Source organism: Paenibacillus sp. 01T442, assembly GCF_056398345.1.
The window spans coordinates 1-2382 of the sequence record NZ_JBFTPF010000191.1 but is presented as its reverse complement, the minus strand read 5'-3'; the positions used below and the strand labels follow the sequence as shown (position 1 = coordinate 2382).

General features: G+C 50.8%; 2 protein-coding genes. Both read right to left on the bottom strand.

The genetic code is table 11. From position 1 onward, the window contains the following. The coding region (locus tag AC1DLM_RS35315; protein WP_477572616.1) for a hypothetical protein at window positions 1-734 on the bottom strand (734 nt) is incomplete at its 3' end. Continuing rightward, window positions 703-2382, bottom strand: a 1680-nt coding sequence (locus tag AC1DLM_RS35310; RefSeq protein WP_477572615.1) for a beta strand repeat-containing protein, incomplete at its 5' end; no start/stop codon positions are given. The genes AC1DLM_RS35315 and AC1DLM_RS35310, both read right to left, overlap by 32 nt.

Here is a 2382-nt window from a genome sequence, read left to right as displayed (position 1 = left end):
GTGTAAGCCGTTCCTCCGCTGCTAAGCAGGGTTGGATCATTCGCTAATCCAATCGTATCGCTTATGGTAAACGTCGCACCCGTTCCATCTAAGATCGTAATCACTAAATCTTGACCGCTGTTTGTCCACGAGCCCGTATAGTCGGTACCTAATGTATGAGCGCTACTCACGACAATCGCTGCATCCACTTCTTCTTTCGTTAATGCGCCTGTTTTGTTCGTTGCATTCGCTAAATGCAGCGTAATTGTATCGTTAGTATCAATTTGCCCTACGCTGCCTGCGCCTGATGCTGTTACGCTAGTAATCACGATCGGGTCACGGCGCTGTACGGTCGCGTTTGGCGTTGCTGGATCTCCGACGTTATCAGCCACATCGCTGTAAGTAACCGTGATAGTTTCTCCGGCTACCGTTGCAATCGTCGTACTTGAACTAGTGTTACCCACGGTAAATGTCCCCGTAAACGTCCCTTCCGTGGCCGTTTCATTCAAGATTAGGCTAAATCCATTCGAATCCGTCGTTGCGGACTCTACTTTCACCGTTGTGCTTCCCGTACGGCGAATATCCAAGTCCGTCACCGTCACCGTCACGATATCCCCGTTCAAGCCATAACTTACATCTGTCGAAACAGCTCCGCTGTAGCTTCCGAAGTTTCCACTATCGATCAGATGGTTACCGCTAAACACGGCGCTTTGGTTCGCTGCATTACGAATGCCTGCGGTTGTCGCGATGCTCACGCTGTCTCCCGGCTTCAACGTTGTTCCTGCTCCCAATTGGATCACCAATACCCGTAATTGTTGGCGCCAAACCAAAATTGCCCGTACCCGCATGAGCGACTACATTCTTCGCTGTATAGTGGTTATCTGCGGATATCAACGTACCATCAAGCGCTAAACCGATTGTGTCCGTTACCGCAAAATCCGCTCCTGTACCGTTTGAGATRGTGATCACTAATTGCTGGCCGCTATTTTGCCATGCGCCTGTGTAACCTGTTCCTAACGATTTGCCGCTTAAATCAATGATCCCGTCCACTTGCGATTYCGTTAATCCCGTGCCGGTTTTGTTCGTTCCTTGCCCCAAATCAATCGTAATCGTATCGCCTGCGTCGATTGTWCCTAGTGTACCGCCTGTTCCACTGAACGTTACGCTGCTGATCGCAATCGGATCACGGCGTGTCACGCTTGCCGTTGGATTCGCCGCTATTTCCGATGCGTTTTTCRCATCCGCATACGTCACGGTGATGGCTTCTCCTGCCGTTGAACCAATCGTTGCCCCTGCAACCGAAGCATTCCCTACAGTAAACGTGCCTGTAAACGTGCCTTGCGTTGCTGTTTCTGATAACGATACCGTAATGCCTGTTGCATCAGTCGTCGCCGACTTCACAGTGACGCTTGCCGTACCATCGCGACGAAGATCAGCATCCACAACGGTCACTGTAATGGTATCGCCGTTAATTCCCCAATCCTTATCGACGGCTACCGTTCCCGTTGCGCTTGTAAACGTCCCACTAATCGCCTGCGAACTCGTCGTTGCCACGCTCTCCAACGCAATATCCTGTACGTTTGCCGTGCCTTTCACCGTTAAGCTCGAACCAATCTTGATGTCTGAATCCGCTGCAAGCGTGATGGTAAACACATCTTGTGCCGCGTTCCACGCGCCTGTTACACCTGTTCCCCATGYGTCGGTGCCCGTCAAGGTAAACAAGGTTGAAGGGTCAATGCTGGATCCGCTTTKGTTCGTTGCTGTATCAAACKTAACCGTTAAGATATCCCCTGCACCTGATCCCGTTTCTCCTGCTCCGCCTTCTGCTGCAACAATCGACACAATAGCTGGTACCTGCGTTCCGAACGTTCCTCCTGGGACACCTGCTGTAAACGCGTTTGTATTAACTGCGAATACACTACTTTGGTTTGCCGCATTGCGGATGTTCGCTCCGCTTAATACATTGATTGTGCTCGATTTCGTAATTGATGGCGAGCCGCCTAGGGTGATTTCCAATTGGCTTGGGCTCGTCCAGCTGTATATTGCTCCACTGCCAAAACCACCAGAAGTCACAGTAATGTTGGTGCCTAATACGATGCTACTGCTTTGGTTCGTGCCTTCACTAAAGTTGATCTGTACTTTGTCTCCAATTTGCGCCCCAACGTTCAAGCTGCTGTCCACCGCTACGATACTGGCGATCGTCGGCGCTGCTCCAAAGTCACCGCTTAGCGCAACAGGAGCTACATTCACAGCTGTGTAAGCCGTTCCTCCGCTGCTAAGCAGGGTTGGATCATTCGCTAATCCAATCGTATCGCTTATGGTAAACGTCGCACCCGTTCCATCTAAGATCGTAATCACTAAATCTTGACCGCTGTTTGTCCACGAGCCCGTATAGTCATAGTC